Source organism: Phycisphaerales bacterium AB-hyl4 (assembly GCA_041821185.1).
GTDB lineage: Bacteria > Planctomycetota > Phycisphaerae > Phycisphaerales > Phycisphaeraceae > Natronomicrosphaera > Natronomicrosphaera hydrolytica.
Window position 1 is genome coordinate 265,092 of sequence record JBGUBD010000003.1, and the last position, 20,596, is coordinate 285,687.

The 20,596-nt window shown below is 63.0% G+C and carries 17 protein-coding genes; 8 read left to right on the forward strand and 9 right to left on the reverse strand.

Going from position 1 to position 20,596, the window contains the following annotated elements; genetic code table 11:
* Positions 1-109: 109 nt before the first annotated feature.
* Complete coding sequence (locus ACERK3_05735) at positions 110-1,615, reverse strand: M48 family metallopeptidase (protein MFA9477793.1); 1,506 nt, start codon at positions 1,613-1,615, stop codon at positions 110-112.
* Positions 1,616-1,798: 183 nt separating this feature from the next.
* Here ACERK3_05735 and sppA point away from each other — a divergent pair, with 183 nt between their 5' ends.
* Positions 1,799-2,950, forward strand: coding sequence for a signal peptide peptidase SppA (gene sppA, locus ACERK3_05740; GenBank protein ID MFA9477794.1), 1,152 nt, complete (start codon positions 1,799-1,801; stop codon positions 2,948-2,950).
* Positions 2,951-3,154: 204 nt separating this feature from the next.
* Entirely contained in the window at positions 3,155-3,706 is a 552-nt protein-coding gene (locus ACERK3_05745) for a hypothetical protein (protein ID MFA9477795.1), read from the forward strand.
* Positions 3,707-3,883: 177 nt separating this feature from the next.
* Here the strand turns inward: ACERK3_05745 and ACERK3_05750 are convergent, their stop codons facing one another.
* Together ACERK3_05750 and ACERK3_05755 are read right to left on the reverse strand one after the other, a co-directional pair.
* On the reverse strand, positions 3,884-4,783 hold the full coding sequence (locus tag ACERK3_05750) for an alpha/beta hydrolase (protein MFA9477796.1): 900 nt from the start codon (positions 4,781-4,783) through the stop codon (positions 3,884-3,886).
* A 15-nt stretch (positions 4,784-4,798) separates the two neighbouring features.
* Positions 4,799-5,824 carry an isocitrate/isopropylmalate dehydrogenase family protein gene (locus tag ACERK3_05755; GenBank protein ID MFA9477797.1) on the reverse strand — a complete coding sequence of 342 codons (1,026 nt, stop codon included), beginning with the start codon at positions 5,822-5,824 and terminating at the stop codon, positions 4,799-4,801.
* A 134-nt stretch (positions 5,825-5,958) separates the two neighbouring features.
* On the opposite strand from ACERK3_05755, the gene ACERK3_05760 reads away from it, so the two are divergent.
* Positions 5,959-6,255 carry a hypothetical protein gene (locus ACERK3_05760; GenBank protein MFA9477798.1) on the forward strand — a complete coding sequence of 99 codons (297 nt, stop codon included), beginning with the start codon at positions 5,959-5,961 and terminating at the stop codon, positions 6,253-6,255.
* Between the two features lie 25 nt (positions 6,256-6,280).
* Here the strand turns inward: ACERK3_05760 and ACERK3_05765 are convergent, their stop codons facing one another.
* The 4 genes from ACERK3_05765 to purN form a co-directional block, all read right to left on the reverse strand.
* Complete coding sequence (locus ACERK3_05765; protein MFA9477799.1) at positions 6,281-7,957, reverse strand: ABC1 kinase family protein; 1,677 nt, start codon at positions 7,955-7,957, stop codon at positions 6,281-6,283.
* Between the two features lie 76 nt (positions 7,958-8,033).
* On the reverse strand, positions 8,034-10,043 hold the full coding sequence (shc, locus tag ACERK3_05770; GenBank protein ID MFA9477800.1) for a squalene--hopene cyclase: 2,010 nt from the start codon (positions 10,041-10,043) through the stop codon (positions 8,034-8,036).
* 280 nt (positions 10,044-10,323) lie between these two features.
* A complete protein-coding gene (locus ACERK3_05775; GenBank protein MFA9477801.1) occupies positions 10,324-10,866 on the reverse strand; it encodes a DUF421 domain-containing protein in 543 nt (180 codons plus the stop codon).
* 52 nt (positions 10,867-10,918) lie between these two features.
* Positions 10,919-11,560, reverse strand: coding sequence for a phosphoribosylglycinamide formyltransferase (gene purN, locus ACERK3_05780; GenBank protein MFA9477802.1), 642 nt, complete (start codon positions 11,558-11,560; stop codon positions 10,919-10,921).
* Between the two features lie 84 nt (positions 11,561-11,644).
* On the opposite strand from purN, the gene gluQRS reads away from it, so the two are divergent.
* From gluQRS to ACERK3_05795, 3 genes are all read left to right on the forward strand, one after another.
* On the forward strand, positions 11,645-12,625 hold the full coding sequence (gene gluQRS, locus ACERK3_05785; protein ID MFA9477803.1) for a tRNA glutamyl-Q(34) synthetase GluQRS: 981 nt from the start codon (positions 11,645-11,647) through the stop codon (positions 12,623-12,625).
* 23 nt (positions 12,626-12,648) lie between these two features.
* Complete coding sequence (locus tag ACERK3_05790) at positions 12,649-13,203, forward strand: DUF192 domain-containing protein (GenBank protein ID MFA9477804.1); 555 nt, start codon at positions 12,649-12,651, stop codon at positions 13,201-13,203.
* A 75-nt stretch (positions 13,204-13,278) separates the two neighbouring features.
* A complete protein-coding gene (locus tag ACERK3_05795) occupies positions 13,279-14,595 on the forward strand; it encodes a PP2C family protein-serine/threonine phosphatase (GenBank protein ID MFA9477805.1) in 1,317 nt (438 codons plus the stop codon).
* On the opposite strand, the gene ACERK3_05800 is transcribed toward ACERK3_05795, so the two are convergent.
* Complete coding sequence (locus ACERK3_05800) at positions 14,552-15,343, reverse strand: riboflavin synthase (GenBank protein MFA9477806.1); 792 nt, start codon at positions 15,341-15,343, stop codon at positions 14,552-14,554. The two genes, ACERK3_05795 and ACERK3_05800, sit on opposite strands and share 44 nt — an antisense overlap.
* A gap of 54 nt (positions 15,344-15,397) precedes the next feature.
* On the opposite strand from ACERK3_05800, the gene ACERK3_05805 reads away from it, so the two are divergent.
* Both ACERK3_05805 and ACERK3_05810 read left to right on the forward strand, forming a co-directional pair.
* Positions 15,398-16,594, forward strand: coding sequence for a Gfo/Idh/MocA family protein (locus tag ACERK3_05805; GenBank protein ID MFA9477807.1), 1,197 nt, complete (start codon positions 15,398-15,400; stop codon positions 16,592-16,594).
* Between the two features lie 76 nt (positions 16,595-16,670).
* Complete coding sequence (locus ACERK3_05810) at positions 16,671-17,516, forward strand: sugar phosphate isomerase/epimerase family protein (protein ID MFA9477808.1); 846 nt, start codon at positions 16,671-16,673, stop codon at positions 17,514-17,516.
* A 47-nt stretch (positions 17,517-17,563) separates the two neighbouring features.
* On the opposite strand, the gene ACERK3_05815 is transcribed toward ACERK3_05810, so the two are convergent.
* Complete coding sequence (locus ACERK3_05815) at positions 17,564-20,464, reverse strand: M16 family metallopeptidase (protein MFA9477809.1); 2,901 nt, start codon at positions 20,462-20,464, stop codon at positions 17,564-17,566.
* Between the last annotated feature and the right edge of the window lie 132 nt (positions 20,465-20,596).

Sequence of the window (20,596 nt, forward strand, 5' to 3'; positions counted from 1 at the left end):
GGGGGTGCTCTGCGTGGGTGCGAGTGCGGTTGGGGAGGGATTATAACGGAAGGTCGGCGCGGTGACCCCACGGATTCGCTGCGCTACATCCGTGGGCTTTATGGGTTGGTTACGGGAGCAGGGCGGTGGCGAGGATGTAGAGGGTGATGACTACGAGCAGGGCGGTGGCGGCGGTGAGGTTGATCCAGAACATCTGGCGGTCAATGCTCAGGCGGTCGACGGGTTGGCCGACGATGCTGCGGAGATAGTCCTGTCGCCAGCCGATCGAGCCGTGCCGCCAGCTTTTCTTGTGGATGGGGACATGGTTGAGCAGCGCGACCTGCTGAAGCGCGCCGACCATTGTCTCGGCGGACTCGTGGTCGACAATGACACGGCCGTCGGCGTCGCGGGCTGGCTCGGCCCGATTGCCGGCGAGATGTTGCACGGCGAACGTGTCGGCCTGACGTTCGATGCGGCGCGAAACCCAGCCGAAGCCGAGGTACCAGCACAGGCCAGTCGCGAGCAGGGTTGCGCCGACGACGCCCTCTTCGGTGCGCAGGATGTCGAGCAGGCCGAACGTCCAGCCGGCCATGACCAGTTGCGGGCCGGTTGTTTCGTCGCCCGTGGGGAGCGTTTCGGCGAGAGTGAAGAACATCAGGCCGAAGCCGAGCTGAAAGAGGCCCAGCATGCCCAGTGCAATGGCGATCAGCCAGAACATGTGATGCCGACGCACGTGGGCAAGTTCGTGCGCCATCACCGCCTCGACCTGCTCCCGGCGGACCATTTCGAGCAATGCATCGGTGAGCAGGATGTAGCGAACAGGGGCGAAAACGCCCATCACGGCTGCGTTGATCATGCCGCCGAACGTTCGCCAGAGCAGCAGCTCGCGTACGCCCACGCGATGTTGCCTGCACATGGCTTGCAGGCGATCGCGGAGCTCGCCCGCCGGCAGGGGCACGGTGTCCCAGACATGGCGGATGATCAGCGGAGCAAGCAGGAAGATGCACCCCGCACCAAAGAAGACCAGCAGGGGCGTGGGGTCACGGCCAACCAGTTGCCAGTCGGGGGGGGTGAAGCGTTCGACGGTCTGCGTCCAGGTGAGGATCAGCAGCAGCGGCACGAGCACCAGGGCCATGTGATGCCGAACCTGTGCGAGCACGAACTGGCTCCGCGTCCAGACGGGATAGATGGGCATGCCCGCGTCGAGTCGGCCGATCAGCGACGACTCGCGGATTCGCCGTTCGATGGGGTAGTACGCCCACCACGCGGCGATGAGCAGCGCCAGCGTCGGCAACAGCACGACCAACTCGTCGAGCAGGATCAGGTCACCGATGAGCCCGCGCACGGCGATCAGCAGGCCCAAGTACAGATCAAGCCCGTACAGCCCGACGGCCGCGAGGCGGTAGAGGCTGCCCCAGCGGTCGAGGCGGACCATTGCCCGCTGCGCCCCCGGCTTGCCGAGCTTGCCGAGCATGTGTCGGCAAAGCAGCCAGTAGCCGACGAACAGGGCGAGCTTGGGCAGCGTAACCACCGTCAGCAGCGCCAGGCCGGCCAGACGCGGCGCATCGACGGCCATCACGGGGAAGGCGTCGTGGAGGAACAAGGCGAGGATCAGGACGATCAGTAGGATCTGCATACGTAAGTGGGAATGGTTCGCTGAGGGTAAGTGTTGGATTTTACAGGGAGTTTACGCCGGTTGTGCCGATGGTGTCGTTGGCGCGATGAACTTGTCGGCCGAGGGCGGCAGGGGCCAGGTGGGTTGAAGGCGTTGGTGTGGTATCGTAGGCGTGCTGTGCGGTAAACCTTGCAGGAGTTTTTGATGTCAGAGAACCCGTCGAATCAGCCATCGGAAGAATCAGGCAGCGGCCCGGTCGGCCGCGGGCCGGTTGACCCGCGTGGCGCGAACCAGCCACCCCCGCCGCCGCCGCAGGGCTATGCACCGGTGGCGATGATGCCTGCCGCGCCGCAACAGCGTGGTATGTGGGGCAAGCTTGGGGCGTCGTTGCTGACGACGGTGCTGCTGCTGTCGATTGGTGTGAATATTTACCTGGGCATCATCGTCGCGGCCTATACGGGCGGCGGGCCAAGGGAGTCGGCTTACGAAGACGGCGACCGCTCGCACCGCATTGTCGTGCTGCCGATTGAAGAGATGGTCACGGACAGCACGCACGCGTTCGTCCGTCGGGCGCTGCGTCTGCTGGAGGATGACCCGCCCGCGGCCGTGGTGCTGCGCATCGACTGCCCCGGCGGAACAGTGGCGGCGTCGGACCGGGTTTGGCATGAAATCACACGATTCAAAGAGAAAACCAACGTGCCGGTGGTCGCCAGCTTCGGGTCCGTGGCGGCGAGCGGAGGCTATTACATCGCAGCGCCGGCGGACGCGATTGTCGCCGAGCCGACCACGATTACCGGCAGCATCGGCGTGATCGTGATGGGCTTCACCGTCAACGAACTGCTGGACAAGATCGGCGTGACGCCCGAAATCGTCACCTCGGAGTTTTCAACCAACAAAGACCAGTTGCTACCCATCCGCCCGTGGACGGACGAGGAGCGGGAAATCCTTCGCGTTACTCGGCTCGAGCCGGCATGGGAGCGGTTTGTGCACGTGGTTCACGAAGGCCGGTCACATGTGCTGGACGAGGCCGCGATTCGCGAGCTCGCCACCGGCGAGGTGTTTTCCGCACAGCAGGCGTACGACCTTAAACTGGTCGACCAGATCGGCTACATGGAAGACGCGCTGGCGCTGGCCCGCGAGCAAGCGGACCTGCCGGAGGGTGTGGAGCCGCGGGTGACGATTATTCGCCAGCCGAGGGGGTTCGGTCTGATGAGCCTGCTGGCCGCCAGCGGCTCGACCGAACTGGACGCCATGCAGCAGGTTCGGCAGCTTCGCGACCTTTCGCCCGAGCAACTGCGGGCTTGGGTGATGGAGATGGCCGCGCCGCGGGCGATGTACCAGAGCTCGCAACGGTAAACGGCCGGCGACCGCCGAGCGTGGCCGTCGGCTCCGGGGCGAAAAATGTTGGCGGATTTTGTGTAACTCGTGTGTATCGAGTAAGATGATGCCAGCCTATACGCCCTCATAGGGCAGCTTTGGCGCGTGCCAGTCAGCGTGTTCTGGCCTCATTCGTCGCCGGGTGTATTCACGGCCTCATACCGATCAAAAGGATCACGAATTATGAACGTTCGAGAATGGCTTAACAACAACTCTGCTGTCGTGACCATCGTGGCGGTGCTCGTGCTCTGCTTCGCCTTGGCGTTCATCATCTGGAACAACACGCCGACCCGACCCGGGCCGATCGATATTTACTTTGTCGACCTGAACACCGGCGAACTGTTCGTCGGCAAGAACAATGAGCACCCGCCGATCCAGGCCCCCTCAGACAACGAGGGTGAGTACAACGGTGTGCGAATTCACATGTACTCCTGCGGCGACTGCCCCTCGCGACTCCAGGGCCGATCGGTCGAAGACCTGGCCAGCGACGGCGTTTTCGTGGCCTACTACGAACGCTATACCGATGAAGCGCGCCAAGCCTTGCAACGGGATATGACCGAGTCGAGTCCCGAAGACGAAATGCGCTATTACGAAGTGATCGAAATGGGCCAACTCGTCCGCTCCCCCGAGCGAACGGAGTGGGTCTCGATCAACTCTGAAGCCGGCTATCGGCTGATGAGCCGATTTGGTGATCGCTGCGACCGTGGCGACACGCCCTCGATCTGTCGGCCGTAAGTCGGCCAGACGCAAACCCTGTGGTGTAATGAAACGCCACTGGCATGCGGGAACCTCGGACGCGTATGTGTTTGGCGACAAGCCTTGCACGCAACGCTCCGCCGAGCTTCATCGCATGCCAGTGGCGTTTTTATTTGCGCGCAAGCTAAGACCGAAGCCAACGAACGGCATGATCTGTTAAGGCCTCGCCGAGCGTTTGCAGCAGCGGACTGCAAACTCGCAGGTCAACGCGACAAGTCGCTTAGCCGCGGCAGGCGGCGTTTCGTCGAGCGGCAGGGGGTTGGGGCTGTTGAAGGTGTGCGAGGCGTCTTGAATGATCTCCAACTGCCCACGCTCGCCCGCGGCCGAAGTAAGCGATTGCGCCGACTCGACCGGGACGATTTCGTCCGCGCTGCCGTGCACGATCAACACCGGCCAATTGCCCTGGCCCGCCATCGCCTGCGGGTCGAGGGCCTCGCCCTGCGTTTCAATATCCGTCAGCCAGTCACGCCCCACCATCAGCAGCTGTCCCGTTCGGCCGGAGGGTGACGCGACCTTGCCCGCCCGGCGCAACATTGCATCCTGCTCCGGCTGCAGATGATTCGCACGATCCGGAGCCGCCGCCGACACCACACCCACCGGCATCGGCACGGCAAGCGCCAACTCCGCGCCGCCTTGCGCAGCAAGCTGGCCGCTGGCGCACAGCGCGGTCACACCGCCGCGGCTGTGGCCGAACCACACCTGCGGCAGCGTCCGATCGGCGGACGCACCGGCGATCTCGCCCGCATCGGCCGCGGCCGCAACGGTCCATAAGTCCTCAACCTGTCGGCTGAACGTGTCGCGCTCGAACAGCTCCGGCCGTTCAAACGTGTCGACGTTGCGCGTCATCCCGCTGTGGCTGAAATTAAAGCGATGCGCAATCAGCCCCTGCTCCGCGGCCGCGCGAGCGAGGTATGGAAACAGGCCGTAGTCTTTGTAACCCTTGAACCCATGCGCGATCAGCAGCACGCCGACCGCGTCATTGTCGGGCAGGTGAGCCGTGCCGTAGATCGGCTGATCATCCGAGCCGGCGAGTTGCCAGTCGACTTGTCGAGGCATGGCGTGCCCTTTCAACTACAGCCGGGCGATGACCGCGTCGGCGAAGCCCATCGTGCCGAGTTTGCCGCCGATGTCGCCGGTTTTTTCGCCATCGGCAAGCGCCTGGTTGTACGCCTGCTTGATGCGGCTGGCGGCTGTCTTGCACGCCTCGTCGTCTTGGGTGGCGTGCACATGATTCAGCATCATCACGGCCGACATGAGCAGGGCGAGCGGGTTGGCGATGCCCTTGCCCGCGATGTCCGGCGCTGAGCCGTGCACCGCTTCGAAGATGGCAGTGTCTTCGCCGATGTTCGCGCCCGGCACGACACCAAGACCACCGACGAGCCCCGCGGCGAGGTCGCTGACGATGTCGCCGTAGAAGTTTTCCATCAGCAGCACATCAAAGTTGGTCGGGTCCTGCACCAGCCGCATGCAGCCGGCGTCGATGATGAACGTGTCATATTCGACATCCGGAAACTCCGCGTCGTGCACGTCCTGCGCACAGCGGAGAAACAGGCCGTCACTCTTTTTCATGATGTTGGCTTTGTGGAAGGCGGTCACTCTTCGTCGGCCGCGCTTCTGCACATACTCAAACGCTCGGCGAGCGATGCGCGTGCTCGCCTTTTCCGTGACGATCTTCATCGACGTCACCACGCCGGGCACGATGTCGTTCTCCACCCCCGCGTAAAGCCCCTCGGTGTTCTCACGAAAGATGACGAGGTCGACGTTTTCGAATCGCGTCGGCACGCCGGGCAGCGAACGCACGGGGCGAACCGCCGCGTAAAGGTCCAACTTCTGCCGAAGCTGCACGTTCACCGAAGTGAACCCCTTGCCCACCGGCGTCGTGCAAGGGCCCTTCAGCGCAAGCTTGTCTTCGCGGATCGCATCGAGTGTCGACTCCGGCAGCACGTCGCCATGCTTTTCCATCGCGGTCAGCCCAGCCAGGTGGGGGTGAAACTCAACCGGCGCCTCGACGGCTTTGAGCACCTTCAGCACGGCTTCGGTCACTTCCGGGCCGATGCCGTCGCCGGGAATCAGTACGGCTGTATGCGTCTTATTCATGCCCCCAGTATAGAGCCGCGGCGCAGGAACGCAGCTTTGCTATGCTGGGCAATTTGTGAAAATGAGTCGCGGGGAAATCTGACTCAGCCCACGCGCCCACACATTCGGCGAAATGCCTCACGAGGATTCAATACATGACCGACCAATCATCACCGCAGGGCGACGAAGCCAACCCGCTACAAGGCTACTACGAATGGCAGATCACGACGCTGATGCTGGCGTACGATCTGACGGACCCGATCCCGCAAGGCGATGATGGCGACATGGCCGAGCATCGCCGCAAAGCGATCGAGCAGGAGCTTGGCGAGTTGGTACGCAACCTGCTGCCACAGGAATATCTGGAAAATCCGGAACGAGACTTTCCACCGGAGGTCATGATGGCGATCACGCGAGCGACGCTTCGCCGCGCGATGGAGATCGCTCAGCTTTAACTGGCCACGGTCACTGGTCGTCGTATCATCGTCTGCCTCGTTTATTTCGGCCGGTGTCCATCCAGAGCACGTCGATCAGCAGAATCACACCGCCGATCGCGGCGCCGAAGAAGCACAGCACAGCCAGGCCCGGGTAGCCGAAGATCGTGAAATCGGTTTCGACGCTCATCATCATCGCAGCGCCGACGATCAGCGCCGCGAGCACAAGCCCGGCAGTGACACGGTTGGCGATCTTCTGAATCCCCGCGATCAACTGGTCTTCATCGATCGCATCAATCTTGAAGCGCAGGTCGTTGTCGGCAAGGGTGTCGAGCAGCCGATCGACGCGGCGCGGCAGGCCGGCGGTGAAGTGTTTCATCTCCATCAGGTTGGTAAACAACTGACCCGGCCGAAGGCCGCGCATCGTCCGCGTTCGCACGATCGACACGGTATGTCGGCGGAGCGCTTCGTTCGGGTCGAAATCCGGCGCGAGCGTCCGGCCGATCTGGTCCAGGTTCATCAGCGCCTTGCCAAGTAGCAGAATCGGCGCGGGGATGCGCAGACCCGTGCCGCCTGCAACACGGCAGACGTCCATCAACAGGTGGCCGGTCTCCATTTCACCAACGCTTTGTTCGCGATGCTCGCTGAGCACTTCGCGCATGCCCGCACGGAACGCCTTCGGGTCGAACACTTCGGAGCTGTCGCCGACGCTCATTGCAAGGTCGGCCGCGTCGTCGCTGCGCCCTTCACTGATCGCCATCAGCAGGTTCAGCAGATTCTCCTGCAATGACTCATCCAGATGTCCGACCATTCCAAGATCGATAATCGCCACGCGCCCCTCACGCGTCAGCAGCACGTTGCCCGGGTGCGGGTCAGCATGAAAAAAACCATCCAGCAACACTTGTTTGAGGTACGCATGAAACAGCTCATCGATCAGCTTCATGCCGTCGACATGCGTGCGCTGCTCGGGCGTGATGTCAGTGATCTTGCTGCCGTCCATGTGCTGCATCGTCAGCACGCGATCGGAGCATAGCTCGTCAATCGGCGCGGGCACGACGATGCGCTCAAAGCTTTCGAGGTTACGACTGAGCGTGCGCAGGTTGTCTGCCTCACGCGTGTAGTCAAGCTCGCGCATCAGGCTTCGGCGAAACTGGCGGATGGTTGCGAGAAAATGATACCGCCGCCCGAACTCGCTGTGCTCGTCAATCCAGCGAGCAATCTGGTGCAGTGCATCAAGGTCGGCCTGCACACGCTCGCGAATGCCCGGCCGCAGCACCTTCACCACCACACGCTGCCCGTCGGCGAGCGTCGCGCGATGGGCTTGGCCCAACGATGCCGCCGCCATGGGTTTGACATCAAACGTCGCGTAGAGCTCGCTCGGCGTCGCGCCGAACTCCTCGACCATGATCCGCTCAACCTCGTCATAGGCGAACGGCTCGACCTCGTCCTGTAGCCGTGACAGCGCCTTGAGGTAGGTCATCGGCAGCAGGTCCGCCCGGCTGGAGAGCACCTGCCCGAACTTCACGAACGTCGGGCCGAGCTTTTCAAGGTCGTCGGCCAACTCTTCGGCGTTGGCTTTCTGGTCGCCGTCGGTCCATTCGTCATCGACGACTTCGCCGAAGCCGAAGCGGTCGGCCAGCTCACGCCCGCCGTGCTTGAACAGCACCCAGGCAATGTCTTTGTATCGGCCGACCTGTTCCGACTTTAATAGGGATAAGAACATCACGCCCATTGTACGGGATGGGACCGTGGCCGGATCGCTGAATTGATGACGCGCCGCCCGAAGGCAGCTGCCCGGTTCATGCGGTCAACTCGGGCAACTCGCCACGCAGTCGCAGCCAGCGGCCGATCGCCATCAGCGGGAAGTAGTGGCGGTAATAGTGGTACCGCAGGTAGAACACACGCGGGAAACCCGTGCCGGTGAACCACGGTTCGTCCCACGTGCCTTCTTCGATCTGCGTTTCGCAGAGCCAGCGGATGCCGCGTTGCACGGCCTCATCTTCGTGGCCGTAGACCGCCATCATGCCCATGACGCCCCATGCGGTCTGGCTGGCGGTGGGGGGGCCTTGCCCGCGCAAGGACGGGTCTTCGTACGTGTCGGGCGATTCGCCGAACGAGCCGTCTTCGTTCTGGTGATCGCGCAGCCACTGTCCGCCCTTTTGAATCCAGTCCTGGCTCATGTCGGTGTGGATGCTGTGCAGGCCGCAGAGCACTTCGAACGTGCCGTAGATGTAGTTGACGCCCCATCGTCCGAACCAGCAGCCGTCGTATTGCTGATGGGCGCGAATGTGTTCGATGCCGCGCTGCACGATTGCATCCTTGGCGGTGTAGCCGTGCCAGCCGAGCGATTCGAACACCCTGCCGGTGATGTCCGGGCAGGAAGGGTCCTGCATGGCGTTGTGGTCGGCGAACGGAACCTGGTCGAGGATCGGCCGATTCTGTGCGCCGCGATCGAACGCTGCCCAGCCGCCGTCGTCGTTCTGCATGACGAGGTTCCACGCCACGCCGCGCTTGCCCGCTTCGATGCCGTCCTCCGTGCCGATGCGCTTCAGCGCCATGGAAACCATGGCCGTGTCGTCGACGTCGGGATAGAAGTAGTTGTTGTACTCGAAGAACCAGCCGGCCGGCTCGACGTCCTGCGTGACGTTGGCTTTCCAGTCGCCTTCGAAGCGGCATTCCTTGCTCACCAGCCACTTCGCTGCCCGGGCCATGCCGGGGTGGTCGCGGTCGAGGCCCGCTTCGGTCAATGCAAACGACGCGATGCCCGTGTCCCACACCGGCGAGAAGCATGGCTGAATGCGGATCTCGTCCGTCTCGGTGTCGTGAATCATGAAATCGTCAAGATCCTTGCGAGCCTTGACGAGGATCGGGTGATCGTCCGGGTAGCCGAGGCAGCGGAAGGCGACCTGGATGTAGACCATCGGCGGGAAGATCGCGCCGATGCCGTCGGACTTCATCAGATGGCGTTGCAGCCAGTCTTCGATCCACTTGATCGCCCGTTTACGCCAAGGCGTCAGCCCGAGCTTATGCACCACCTTGAGCCCGCGGTCAACGCCGAGGAAAAACCGCGACCAGAACGGGTGCGGGCGGTCCTGCGTGATGACCGTGCGTCGGCGGTTTTTCGGGTTGACGTAAAGCTCGTTGATAGATTTATCGGACTCTAAGCGTCGCGTCGGCCGATAGGTCGTCACGATGGACAGCGGCAGGATCATCGTCCGTGTCCACGAGGCGAGTTTGTCGATGTGGAAGTAAAACCACTTCGGCAGGAACACGATCTCCGGCGGGATGCTCGGCTGAGCCGACCACTCAATCTGACCGAGACACGCGAGGTAGAACTTGGTGAAGCTGTTGACCCGCTCCGCGCCGCCGGCGGCGAGAATGGCCTCGCGAGCCTTGCGCATGTGCTCGGCGTCGGGGTCATCGCCCATGAGTTTGAGCACAAAATAGCCCTTGACGGTGGCGGAGATGTCCATCGGGCTGGGGCCGCCGGGCCTGGGGTATTGGGCCCATGTGCCGTCTGCTTGCTGCTGTCGGCGGAGGTAGGCGGCGATCTTCGGAATACGATCGTCGTCCTCGTGGCCGAGGATCCACTTGTAGAGGATGTATTCGCTCTGGAGGATGGAGTCGCCTTCGAGCTCGGCGCACCAGTGGCCGTCGTCGTGCTGCTGAGCGAACATCCAGTCCACGGCTCGGGTAAGCGTGGCTTGGGCCGACTCGGTAAGCGAGCTGACGGCGGTCAGACCACCGCGATCGCCTGAAGCCTCGGCGGTGGCATATTGTCCGTTGGTTGTGATGTCGTCCTTGATCATGCTTTCCGGCTCCCACCAATGTCCGTAAAACTACCTCGTAAACCACCGGGCCGAGTCGTCATCTCTCGGCCCGGCGTTGACAACCCGCACAGCCTATGCGGAACCGGTGACGTGAGGCAACTGATGTACGACGCAACCGCTATATCGGGTTTTAAGCCTGCTCAATAGCGATCCCGAGACGACTTCAGCGACTTTTATGAGAATCAGGCCCAAGCCAGGCCGGAGAAGGTTGAGTTATACATAACATATATTATCGGACTTTAGGTCCTGTCGTCCCGGCTCACTTCAGGCCGCTGGTCAGTGAGTCTCCGTCGGCCCGGTTCGATGTGGGGAGCACGGAAATGCTGCCGTCGGTCTCCAGAATGACCGCTCCGACGGTGTCCAGATGGGCGTGGCCGGCTTGTCTCGCGGCGGCTTCGATCTCGACGCGGGTCACACGCTCGCGTTGCATGGCCACCTCCCGAAACTCGCCTTGCGTGTACAGCATCGTCGGCGACGCCTTGATCAGCCGCTGCAACGGCTGCCAGCGGCATGAAAGCCAGGTGATGACGAACTGGGCGGCGATGAGGAAGCTGAACGCGGTGACACCTTGGGCGAGCGTCGCGGTTGGGGACAGCAGCAGGCTTGCCAGTGTCGAGCCGAACGCGACGGTGATCACCAGGTCAAAAGCGTTCATCTTTGAGAGCGTTCGATTTCCAGAGACGCGCAACAGCAGGATCAGCGCCGCGTAGGCCGGGACGCCGATCGCGACCACGCGGATGACGTTGCCCCAGTCAACAAATACCCAGCTACCAGCGGTCATCAGCAGGTTATGATCGGTCATGCGGCGATTTTAGGTGTGCGCGCGGCGAGGCTGAAGCCTCGCTGCCTTGGGGTTATGCCGGTGCGATACGCGTGCGTCGGCCTTCGATGGTGACGCGGCCCTCTGCGATGAGGCGGATCGCTTCGGGGTAGGCGAGCTTTTCCTGCTCGGCGACGCGGCCGGCGAGGGTTTCTGGGGTATCGTCATCCTCCACCGGGCAGGTGCGTTGGATGAGGATGGGCCCGCGGTCATATTCGTTGTCGGCGAAGTGGACGGTGCAACCCGTGACTTTGCAGCCGGTGTCGAGCACGGCCTGGTGGACGTGTTGTCCATACATGCCCTGGCCGCCGAAGGCCGGGAGCAACGCCGGGTGGATGTTGATGACGCGATGCTGGTAGTCGTCGGGGATGTGGAGGAGGCTGAGGAAGCCTGCGAGGCAGACGAGGTCGGCTTTGGCGTCGCGGATGAGACTGAACACATGGTCCGAGAACTCTTCGGGACTGTCGTAGCCTTTGCGTGGGACGACGAAGGATGGCAGCTTGAGGTTGTTGGCGCGTTCGAGGCCTTTGGCTTTGTCGTTTGAGCTGATGACGACCGAAATACGGGCGTTGAGCTGGCCGACGTTGATGAGGTCGGCGAGGTTCTGCATGGTCGTGCCGCCGCCGGAGATGAGCACGGCAAGGCGGATGGTGTCGTGGCGGATGGTCGGGTTCATATGGCGGGCTCGTTGGCGGCGGGTGGAGCGATCCGGGCAGGCCGCTTCGCTGCTGTTGGGCTTGAGTGAGTACGATACTGCGTGATGGGCATGGCTGAAAGGCGGACAACACGATTAGCGCCGTCGCCGACGGGGGCGCTGCACCTGGGTAACGCGCGGACGTTTCTCATCAACTGGGCGATCGCGCGGCAGCGCGGCTGGCGGGTGGTGCTGCGGATCGAGGACCTCGATGGGCCGAGGGTGAAAACCGCGGCGGATGAGCAGGCGATCGATGTGCTGCAATGGCTCGGATTGGACTGGGACGAGGGCCCGGTGTGGCAGCGGCAGGAAGTGGACGTGTACGGCGCGGCGATGGAATCGCTCAACGACAAGGGGCTGTTGTACCCCTGCCAGTGCACGCGACGGGAGATCGAGCAGGCCCAGTCAGCGCCGCATGCGGATGATCACGAGTTGCGATATCCGGGGACATGCCGAACATCGGGAAGTTCCGAGTCTGGTGTTTCGAGTTTTGAGTTTGGAGACGCGGCGCAGACAACCGCCTGGCGGTTGCGCGTGCCGGACGAAGAGGTGGCGTTTGTCGACCAGGTGCACGGCGAATGGCGGGTGAACGTTCAGCAGCAGGTGGGCGATTTCGTTGTGGCGAGCAAGCAGGGACTGCCTGCGTATCAATTGGCGGTGGTGGTTGACGACGCGCGGCAGGGTGTGACCGATGTGGTGCGCGGCGATGATCTGCTTGACGCCACGGCGAGGCAGATCTTGCTCTGGCGGATGCTGGAACTGGGGCCACCGCCCTGCTGGTGGCATGTGCCGTTGGTCATTGGCGAGGACGGGCGGCGGTTGGCCAAGCGGCACGGCGACACGCGGGTGGCGACGTACCGCGAGCTGGGCGTGTCGGCCGACCGGGTGGTGGGCCTGATTGCGAAGTGGTCGGGTGTTGGCGAAGGCGAGTATGAGCCGATGTCGGCGCGTACGTTTGCGGAACGCTTTAAAATGGAGCGTCTGCCGCGCGAGGCGGTGACGTTTACAAAAGCGGATGATGCATGGCTTAGAGATGGAGCTGTGTGATCGATCGGCCAAGGGACTCATCAATGAAACGCTGCACGCGAGAAGCATGTCTATACACGGCCGACGGACTGCACGGCCGGCGCCGCCCTTTCGCCGCCCTGCTGATGCTGCTGGCCGTGATTGCGCTTGTCGGCTGCTCGTCGGCGGGCAGTGATGAGCTTGCGCCTCAAACCGGGCTGCCGACGCAGACGGTGGAAATTGCCGGGCAGGTGTTTGAGTTGGAACTGGCGTTGGATGACGCGTCGCGGCATCGTGGACTGTCGGATCGGGAATACATCGCCGAGGACGGCGGGATGTTGTTCGTGTTTCCCGAGCCGAGGCGGTTGACGTTTGTGATGCGGGACTGCCTGGTGCCGATTGACTTGGTCTATCTGGACGGTCTGGGCCGAATTGTGCGGACGCATGCGATGCAGGTGGAGCCGTACGGCCGAGCGGACTGGCTGTTGACGCCGTATCACAGCGGCGAGCCTGCCCAGTTTGCGGTGGAGCTGCGTGGGGGGATGATCGAGGAACTGGGTCTGCGGCGGGGCCAGCGGATCGAGTTGCCTGTAGAAGAGCTTAAGGCTCGCGCCGAATGAGTCGATGATGCAGATAAGGCCGCTGTACGTGCTCGCGATCGGGCAGGCGTTGGCGTGCCAATGCAGGTCGACATCATGAGCTTACACCCCCTGCTGGTGATCAACGACGACGACGCGCCGCTCGACGAAGCGGCGTTGAATACGCAAATTGCACTGGAGACCTGGCCGGCGGCGGATCGGCCGCGGGTCTGCGTGCAGAAACTGACACACGTGCTCGCCGAGCCCGCGCTGCTGAATGATGCGGCCGTGGTCTGGTGCATGCTGGGGCAGGCCCGGGACAGCGAGGTGTATGAACTGGTCTGTGAAATTCAAGACCGTCGCACCCCGATGCTGCTGACCCGCGAGGGAGACACACGGCCGACCGGCACGATCCACGACACGGGCGTCGTCGTCTGCCCCGTTGGCACAGACCCGACTATCGCCGGCGTGATGCTGCGATCGTTGTGGAGCCAGTCGCCTGTACTGCACGAACTACAAGCCGAGGTTCGGCTGCTGCGCCAGACCCAGGGCGGTCTCAGTGGCGAGATTGACAAGCTGGATGAGGAGCTACGCCTCGCGGCCCAGCTTCAACGCGAGTTTATGCCGAGTAAGTTGCCCGATGTGGCGGGCATGGAATTTCGCGTGCTCTGGCGGCCGGCGAGCTACGTCAGCGGCGACATCTACGACGTGATGCGCCTCGACGAACATCACATGGGCTTTTTCGTCGCCGACGCGGTGGGTCACGGCGTGCCGGCGGCACTGCTGACGATGTTCATCAAACGGTCGCTGCACACCAAGGTCATCGACCCGAATCTGCCCGCAGGCTATCGGCTGGTCGAGCCAAGCGAAACTATGACGCAGCTCAACCGCGATCTGCTCCAGCACAACCGTGGCCAGATCCGCTTCACCACCGCCTGCTACGGCGTGATCGACAACCGAACGCATACAGCGACCATCGCCCGTGGCGGCCACCCATACCCATTACTCCTTCGCGCCGCCGGCGGGACGGAAACCATCGACCCCGAAGGCCCGCTGCTTGGCGTGTTCGAAGACGAGCCGTTCGAGCAGGTCACTGTGCAGCTTGATCCAGGCGATCGGCTGCTGCTTTACAGCGACGGTTTCGAAATGGCATTCCCCGGCGAAGAGCTGGTGAAAACCGAGGGGCCCGCGAAGTCGGCGGCGAACATGCAGTACACCCGCGAATTCGAGCAGATGCGACACGGCACGATCGATGAAGCGATGGACTTGCTCGCTCGTAAGCTGGACAGGCAAGCCGGCTCGCTGAACCAGCGAGATGACCTGACATTGATGTCGCTGCACGTGCACGAGTTGGCCGCGGCCGAAGGCGAATGCGCGGTGAGCAACAGCGTCAGCCAGTCACGAAGCCGGCCTCACGCAACAGCGACCACGTAACCGGTTCGCCACGCTTACCATCTTCAGATTGAACATGACTGCCCTGCCATCGTTTGAGCGTGTGGATCACGGTCCGCGCAAGCATGTCGCTTTCCAGATTCACGCGCATGCCCGACTCGAGTTGCGCGAGCGTGGTCAACTCGAGCGTGGTCGGAATCAACGCCACATCAAAGGTTGACGTCGACACGCTTGCAACGGTGAGGCTGACGCCGTCGATAGCGATCGATCCCTTCGGCGCGACGTAGTCCATCATCACGGTTGGCGGTTCGATGGTGATGCGCCATTCGTCGTCTGCCTTATGCACATTGCGCACCGTGCCGACGCCGTCGACGTGGCCTTGCAGAAAATGCCCGCCCAACGGCTGACTCGGCAGCAGCGCCGGCTCGAGATTGATCGCGTCGCCTGGCTTCAGTTCGCCCAGGGTGGTGCAGCGCAGCGTCTCGGCGATCACGTCGAACGACAGCGCCGCCGCGGTCGCTTCCACCACGGTGAGACAGACCCCCGCAAGACAGATCGAATCGCCCAACGTAGGCTCGTACCCGCCGATTGGCGTCCACTCGGCGCGGGACACGACCAGCCGACCGCCGAAGTCGTTGCGGTCGAAATGCACGACGGAAACCTTGCTTTGTACGATGCCGGTGAACATGCGAGCCAGTGTAGCAACGAATCGAGCGATCGGCAGAGGTTCGCGGTGTCCTGATCCGCAAAGGTCTTTGTCCGCTTCGACTAACGACAAAATCTCCTTCATCGCTTACCTTGCTTGTCGTTGACAATCCCCACCACCGACCCACGAGGTGTTCAAATGGAAATCCGCAAGCTTGGCATCATCCTCAACGGCGTGACCGGGCGCATGGGCACGAACCAGCACCTGATCCGCTCGATCCTGGCCATCATCAAGCAAGGCGGCGTCAAGGTCTCGGACGAGCTGACGCTCATGCCCGACCCGATCCTCACCGGCCGCAATGCCAACAAGCTCAAGGCGCTGGCGGAAAAGCACGGCCCGGACGCGATCGGCAAGCCGTTGAAGTATTCGACCGACGTCGCCGGTGCGGTGAAGGACGAGCAGTACCCGATTTTCTTCGACGCTTCGGGCACGCTGCAGCGGGCGCGCTTTATTGAAATGGCGGTCGAAGCCGGCAAGTCGATCTATTGCGAAAAGCCGACCGCCGTGACGACCGACGAAGCGCTTCGCCTCGCGCAGCTTTGCGAAGACGCCGGCATCAAGAACGGCGTCGTGCAGGACAAGCTCTGGCTCCCCGGCTTGCGGAAGCTCAAAGCCCTCCAGCAGCAAGGTTTCTTCGGCAAGATTCTTTCCGTCCGAGGCGAGTTCGGCTACTGGGTTTTCACCGGCGAAGTCGAAGACCAGCCCGCGCAACGCCCCTCTTGGAACTACCGCGAGGAAGACGGCGGCGGCATGATGATCGACATGTTCTGCCACTGGGAATATGTGCTCTCCAACGTCTTCGCGCCGGTGAAATCGCTGGTCGCCCTCGGCAGCACGGACATTCCCGAACGCGTTCGCGAAGACGGCACGACCTACAAGGCCACCGCCGACGACTCCGCCTACGCGATCTTCCAGTTGGAGAACGGCGTGATCGCCCAGTTCAACAGTTCATGGGTCACCCGTGTACGTCGCGACGACCTGCTGACCATCCAGGTCGACGGCACGCACGGCTCGGCCGTGGCGGGTTTGCGCGAGTGCTGGGTGCAGCACATGGCGGAGACGCCCAAGCCGGTGTGGAACCCTGACATTCAGCAGCCGATCAAGTTCTTCGAGAACTGGCAGCAAGTGCCCAACACCGCCGAGTACGACAACGCGTTCAAGATTCAGTGGGAGCTGTTCATGCGGCACGTCGCGCTGGACGAGCCGTTCCGCTGGACGCTTCGCGAAGGCGCTCGCGGCGTGCAGCTTGCCGAGCTTGGCATGAAGAGCTGGCAGGACAAGACGTGGGTGGACGTGCCAGCGCTGAAAGGTGCCAACGCGCCCGCAGGCGTGTAAGGCAACGAAGCGACACCAGCATGCACAAAGCCCACGGATGGCCATCCGTGGGCTTTACATTCATGGAGCCCACACCATGCCCGCAAGTGATTTGACCGATCTGTCGCGCTGTGCGATCCACACGTTCACCAACAAGCCATGGTCGCTGCGCCAGTGCATCGACGGCTACACGAAAGCAGGCGTTCGCGGCATCAGCGTCTGGCGGAACGTCATCACGCCGAGCGAGGGCGGCGTCGCGCCGGATGAAGCCGCGTCGAGGCTTCGCGATGCGGGCATGCAAGTGCCCGCGCTGGTGCGTGGCGGCTTTTTCCCCGCGGCCGAGCCTGCCAAACGACAGGCGGCGTTGGATGACAATCGCAAGTGCATCGACGAAGCGGCGACGATCGGCGCGGAGATGGTCGTGCTGGTGGTCGGGGCCGTGCCGGGCATGCCGCTGGAAGACGCACGGCAGCAGGTGGCGGAAGGCATCGAGGCTGTGTTGCCGCACGCCGAGGCGCGTGGGGTGAAGCTGGCCATCGAGCCGTTGCATCCGATGTACGCGGCGGACAAGAGCTGCATCAACCGCATGGCCGAGGCCCGGCAGGTCTGCGAGCAGTTGCAGCATCCGCACCTGGGCATCGCAGTGGATGTGTACCACGTCTGGTGGGATCCGGACCTCAAGGCCGAGATCGAACTCGCCGGCCAACAAGGTACGCTCTTCGGCTTTCACGTCTGCGACTGGCGGGTCAATACCCGACACCTGCTGACCGACCGCGGGCTGATGGGCGAAGGCTGCATCGACATCCGCACCATCCGCGGCTGGGTGGAAGACGCAGGCTTCGCCGGCTTCAACGAGGTTGAAGTCTTCTCCGAAGAACACTGGGCAAGCGATCAAACACAGTACGTCGACCGTATCGTGCGCGCATACCACGAATGCACCTGACTGAAACGCCCGAAGCCCACGCCGTGACGGTGTGGGCTTCATGACGATCACTCATCCGATACATCTGACTCCACGGACTCCACTGGAGCGCCATTTAGCGCGTCTTCGTCGATGCGCTCATGTGTCAGCAGCAGCGTGACGGGGTTGATCAGATATTTCTGCGCCACACGATGGATCTCCTCGGCGTCGATCGCTTCGATCGCGGCGCGGAAGCGTTCGCCTTCCGGGTCGTGCACGCCATAGAGCTCGTCGAGCGCGGCGCTCATGGCCCTGTCTGAGTTGCTCTGTTTACCGAAGAACTCGCCGGTGAGGACGCCGGCTCGAGCGCGGGCGAGTTCGTCGTCGCCGATCTCACCATGCTTGGCTCGTTCGATGACAGCCAACGATCGGCGCAGCGCTTCGGGCACGAGATCAGGCGAACTGTTGAAGGTGATCTCAAAGTAGCCCGGCTCGATGCCGGTGACGAGCCTGGCCCACTGTGCGTACGCCAAGCCCGGCCCGTCGCCACGCAGCGTCTGGTTTAGCCATCCGCCGGGGAACTGGCTCATCAACCGTGAGAGCACGAGCATCGCGGCGTAGTCCTCGCTCGCGCGATCGACGGCGGGCCCCATGCCGATCTTCACCGCCGCGACACGCTTGCGCGTCTCCACCTGCATAAGCGCTTCGCTGGGCGTCGTCGCGGGCGCGGCTTCGAACGGCTGCGGCGCTTCGGCAGGCAGCGAGCCGAATAGCTCTTCCACCTTCTCCCGCACTTCTTCGGGGTCGACATCGCCCACCACAGACACGACCATCTCACTACCGCCGAGCTGCGATGCGTGGAACTCGCGCAGATCGTCCACGGTCAACTGCTCCACAACGTCCCGCCGACCGAGCGGGCTTTGCGACCATGGGTGGTTACCGTAGTACGCCTGGCGGAAGTGCTTGTTCAGCTCGCCGTACCACGAGTCGGCCTCACGAGCGATGCTCGCCAGCAATCGCGGACGGAGGCGGTCCCATTCATCCTCATCGAACGCCGGCTTGAGCAGCACTTCGGCCAACAGGTTCATCACCGTTGACCAGTCTTCGCTGAGCGATGACGCCTGCGCGTAGGTCGTGTTGTTGCCCGTCTGTGTGGTCATCGAAGCGCCGAGGCTTTCAATCGCATTGGCAAGCGCCTGTGCACCGCGCTGCTGCGTGCCACGCATGAGCATTTGCGCCATCGCATTGGCGACGCCCTCTCGGCCGGGCGTTTCACCAAGCAGACCGCCCTTCCAGAACACCTGCATCGACACGGCCGGCACGACCGTCGACCGCTGCACCAGCAGGCGAATGCCGTTGTCCAGTTCATGTTGCACCAGCGGTTCGACCTCCACCGGCGTCGCTTCATGTTCACGATCGGCAAGCGCTTCGCGCATCCGCTCGACGGTGCGGGCGTTGTCGAGGTCAATCGACTCCTGCTCGAACGCGTCGAGGTCCTGTTCGTCGCTTGGGCGGGCGAGCGGCGTCGGGCCGTGCTCGTCGTCATAAGGCAATAGACGAACGGTGACGAGGCGATCGGGCGAAAGATAAAGCATCGCTGCCTGCTGAATGTCTTCCGGCGTCAGCTCTTGGATCGCGTCGGCGTACCGCTGAAGGTAGTCCGGATCACCCGTGCCGATCACATCGCGAGCGAGGCGCGACGCCACGCCTTCAGCCGTCTGGTTTGCACTGGCCACCTGTGCCATGATTCGCCGCTTGGCGCGGGCAAGCTCGGCGTCGGTGACGCCATCTTCCGTGATGCGCTGCACCTCGCCGAGCACGACATACTGAACGAAGCCTGCGCGTGATTCCTCGTGCGCATTCGCCGGAAGCTCATCGGGCGACATCGGCTCGCCCGTTTCGATGTCGATGATTCGGCCGTCAAGGTCGAAGTCGGCAATCTCCGCGTCGATACCGAAAAACCCTTCGCCCCAATCGAAGCTGAGGTTGTAGGCGCTGATGCTGTTGACCATGCGCTCGTCGTCGCGCACCTTGCGTACGAGTCGGCTGGTTTCACCCTGGCCGAGGATCGTGCCGAGCACGTCGAGCGCGTAATCGTAATCGCCGCCCAGCCGAGTGCCCGGCCAGGCGAGACGGATGCGCGGTCGGCTGATGTCGGCCCGGCCAGTCAACTCGCGTGGCTCTTCCAGCTCCGGCTCGACGGGGAAGCTCAACTCCGGCAGCTCGCGCGGCTCGGCGTCGCTCCAGAACTCGGCGATCTGCTGGATCACAGCGTCCTTGTCGATGTCCCCCGCGACGACCATGACAAGGTTGTTCGGCGGGTACATCCGCTGATAAAACTCGTAAAGCTCATCGCGGTCGATCTGCTTGAACTCGTCGATGTAGCCGATCGTCGGGTGGCGGGCCGGGTGCGCGGTGTAGCGGGCCTGCTGCGTGAGCCGCCAGAGGATGCGGCCGGGGTCGCCTTCGCCCATGGAAAACTCTTGCAGAATGACGTCATGCTCGCGATCGACCTCGCTCTGCTCGACCGCGCCGTTGCGGATCCAGTCGCTGAGCAGGTCGACGGCCTCGGCGGTGTGTTCGCTGGTGGTGTTGATGAAGTAGCGGACGTTGTCCAGGCCGGTGGCGGCGTTGGTGCGGGCGCCCATGCGGCCGAGGATGGCATTGGACTCGGCTTCGCTGCGCGTGCTGGTCGTTCCGCCGGAGAGCATGTGTTCGAGGTAATGGCTGATGCCGGCGCCGACGAACTCCTGCTCGTAGATCGAGCCGGTTTTGACCCAGATCTGGGCCGACACCACCGGGGCGGTGGGGATCTCCTGGGCAATGGCGATCATGCGGTTGGGCAGTTCAACGATGAGTCGGTCGTCGCGCTGTTGCAATACGGTGGGCTCCGGTGAGTCGTTCTCGTCGGCGAGGGCGGGTCCGGCCAGGCCGACGGCCAGGCCGACGGTGAAAAGCGAGCGAAGGGCTCGGCGGGCATTGGTGAGCATGGGGCGTCCTTTCTCAGACGATCAAATCGTATGAATACTCTACCTGTACCCCTGCCAGAGGTTAAGTGTTCGCCGCCAAATCATGCCAGGAGCACCTAAGCCGAGCCCTGAGCGAGCCCGCGAGCGTGGAAT